This is a genomic window from Geobacillus proteiniphilus (assembly GCF_001908025.1).
Classification (GTDB): domain Bacteria; phylum Bacillota; class Bacilli; order Bacillales; family Anoxybacillaceae; genus Geobacillus; species Geobacillus proteiniphilus.
Genome location: NZ_MQMG01000100.1, coordinates 1 through 2,897, shown reverse-complemented (window position 1 = coordinate 2,897; position 2,897 = coordinate 1). Strand labels below are relative to the sequence as shown.

General features: G+C 53.1%; 3 protein-coding genes. All 3 read left to right on the top strand.

All coding sequences use genetic code 11. The annotated features are described in order from the left end of the window. Window positions 1-192: 192 nt before the first annotated feature. The 3 genes from BRO54_RS19920 (at window position 193) to BRO54_RS18570 (ending at window position 2,816) form a co-directional block, all read left to right on the top strand. Window positions 193-351, top strand: coding sequence for a hypothetical protein (locus tag BRO54_RS19920; RefSeq protein ID WP_158225541.1), 159 nt, complete (start codon window positions 193-195; stop codon window positions 349-351). A gap of 131 nt (window positions 352-482) precedes the next feature. Next, the gene (locus BRO54_RS18575; RefSeq protein ID WP_074044837.1) at window positions 483-1,919 is read left to right on the top strand and encodes an aldehyde dehydrogenase family protein; all 1,437 of its coding nucleotides are present in this window, start codon (window positions 483-485) and stop codon (window positions 1,917-1,919) included. A gap of 132 nt (window positions 1,920-2,051) precedes the next feature. Continuing rightward, on the top strand, window positions 2,052-2,816 hold the full coding sequence (locus tag BRO54_RS18570) for an enoyl-CoA hydratase (RefSeq protein WP_074044836.1): 765 nt from the start codon (window positions 2,052-2,054) through the stop codon (window positions 2,814-2,816). The last annotated feature ends 81 nt before the right edge of the window (window positions 2,817-2,897 follow it).

Sequence of the window (2,897 nt, the reverse complement as noted above, 5' to 3'; positions counted from 1 at the left end):
TTTTCAGGATAGAGAATTGGTTGATGTCGGGCGGAAGAAAAAATAATTGCCCTGTGTTGCAACATTGGGAGCTCATCCGGTGAACAGTAGAACCGGTATGGTGAACCTATTCACTGTTTTTGTCGACCAATGGCCTACTTAGTTGTGCTGTCTACAAGCCATTGTTCTTGACCAGGTGTAGCCTCTTCTTGTTTGAACATTGTCACAAGCGAGGAAATACATCACCATCAGCAAGCATTTTGCGGTAAAGTGAGCCTTACAGACTTTAGAATGAGACTGCCGTTTGCGCTTGCCATGATGGCACAAAAAATGCTTAAAAATGTAACAGCAGGTTCAATCATCATCTATTGAAATAAGAGGAAAAAGAAGGATTTTTGGGCATGATGGCGAATGAAACAAATAAGCAGGGCGTGTGGGATATATAACAAAGGGGGATGCGTTGGCTAAAGCTGCATGCCCAAAATAAGGAAAGGGTGAAATAGATGGAAACAGCGGTGCAGAAACAGAAGCTATACATCAACGGCGAATGGCGGGAAGGGAAGTCTTACACTGAACTGAAATCACCGTATTCACGCGAGACGATCGCCGAGATCCCGGCTGCATCGGAAGAAGAAGTTGACGAAGCGATCGCGGCGGCGTACGCCGCGCGGCAAACGATGGCCGCTATGCCTGCTCATGAGCGGGCCGCCATTTTAGAGCGGGTTGTCGAGCAACTGAAAGCGCGGCAGGAAGAAGCGGCAAGGTTGATCGCACTGGAAGCAGCCAAACCGATCACCACGGCGAAAGGGGAAGTCGCCCGCACGATCCAAACGTACAAATTCGCCGCCGAAGAAGCCAAACGCATTCATGGGGAAACACTGCCGCTCGACGCGGCGCCGGGCGGGGAAAATCGCATCGCCTTGACGGTCCGCGAGCCGATCGGCGTCATCGGGGCGATTACGCCGTTTAACTTCCCGATGAACTTGGTCGCCCATAAACTTGGCCCGGCCATCGCCTCGGGCAACACAGTTGTGTTAAAACCAGCCAGCCAAACGCCGCTGTCCGCCTATTTTATCGCCGAATTGTTCGAAAAAGCCGGTTTGCCGAAAGGGGCGCTCAACGTCGTCACCGGAAGCGGCCGCACGGTCGGCGACAAAATCGTCACCGACCCGCGCATCAGCATGATCACCTTCACCGGCAGCCCGGAAGTCGGCATCGCGATCCGCAATAAGGCGGGCTTAAAGCGGGTGACGTTGGAGCTTGGCTCGAACTCGGCCGTGATCGTCGACGAGCAGGTCGATCTTGACCGCATCATCCCGCGCTGCGTGTTCGGTGCGTTCACGTTCCAAGGGCAGGTGTGCATTTCACTCCAGCGCATTTACGTGCATGAGAATCGTTATGACGAGTTCGTCGAAAAATTTGTCGCCGCCGCGAAACAGTTGAAAACAGGCGACCCGTTGGATCCAACCACCGATGTATCCGCCTTGATTACGCCAAACGATGTCGACCGGGCGCTCTCTTGGATCGAAGAGGCGAAACAAGGCGGCGCCAACGTTGTTCTTGGCGGCGAACGCGACGGCAACATCCTGCTTCCGACCGTCATTGTCGACGCCGAACCGACGATGAAAGTGTCGTGCCAAGAAGTGTTCGCCCCAATCGTCTTGATCAACCGCGTCCGTTCGATCGATGAAGCCATTGAACTTGTCAATGACTCGCGCTACGGCTTGCAGGCGGGCATCTACACCGACAACGTCCATACCGCGTGGAAAGCGGCGAAACAACTGCACGTTGGCGGGGTGCTGATCAACGACATCCCGACGTTCCGCGTCGACCATATGCCGTACGGCGGCGTGAAAGAAAGCGGGTTTGGCCGCGAAGGGATTCGCTATGCGATCGAGGAAATGACGGAGTTGAAGTTGATTATTTTCAACGAAAATTGAAGCAACGAGAAATTGAATTTCGACAGAGGACGTTCTTGGCGAAAAAGAGCGTCCATTTTTTCGTGCGGAAACAGGAGTTTTCCTCTTTGGAAGGAAATAAATAAATGAATCATCATTCAGAGGGGGAGAGCGATGGAAACGATCGTACTGACATTTGACCAAAACAAAGCGATTTTGGAGCTGAACCGCCCGCAGGCGCTCAATGCGATGGATGGGCACATGTTAACGGAACTTGTCGACGCGTTGCGGCAAATCAAGGAAAGTGACGCTTCGATCGTCGTCATCCGCGGTAAGGGAAGGGGATTCTCGGCAGGCGGCGACATTAAGACGATGCTTTCTGTCGATGATCCGAGTCAATTTCAGACGGTGATGAACACGATCCAAGAGATGATCATGCGATTGTATACGATGCCGAAAATCACCGTTTCGCTCATCCATGGCCCAGCGGCCGGCCTTGGATTCAGCTTTGCCTTGGCGAGCGATTACCTCATCGCCACGAAAGAAGCACGCTTGGCGATGAATTTCATCGGCATCGGTCTCGTCCCTGACGGCGGCGGGCATTTCTTCCTGGCCCAGCGGGTCGGCACGGCGAAAGCCAAACAGATCATTTGGGAAGGAAAACCGATGAGCGCGGACGAAGCGCAACACCTTGGACTTGTCGATCTCGTCGTTGACAACGAGGAGCAAGCCGAACAATTCATCGCTTCCTTGCAAGAAAAACCGCTTCAAGCCATGATCGCCACGAAAATGTTGTACGTCGAACAAACAAAAGAAGATTTGCTTCGCGTGCTCGAACTCGAAACCGACGCCCAACAGCGCATGCGGCAAACCGAAGACCACCGCGAAGGCGTCCGCGCCTTTTTAGAAAAGCGGAAGCCGGTGTTTCGGGGGAGGTAGGAAAAGACAAAAAAGCAGGAAATGCCCCTCTGTTTTTTTAGTCTAAAGGGGCTGACCCAAAAGGCCGTCTGTCTTCAGGAT

Excerpts from the sequence above, each read along its gene's own strand:
- BRO54_RS18570 (WP_074044836.1), top strand. The coding sequence starts at position 2,052 with ATGGAAACGATCGTACTGACATTTGACCAAAACAAAGCGATTTTGGAG.
- BRO54_RS18575 (WP_074044837.1), top strand. The coding sequence starts at position 483 with ATGGAAACAGCGGTGCAGAAACAGAAGCTATACATCAACGGCGAATGG.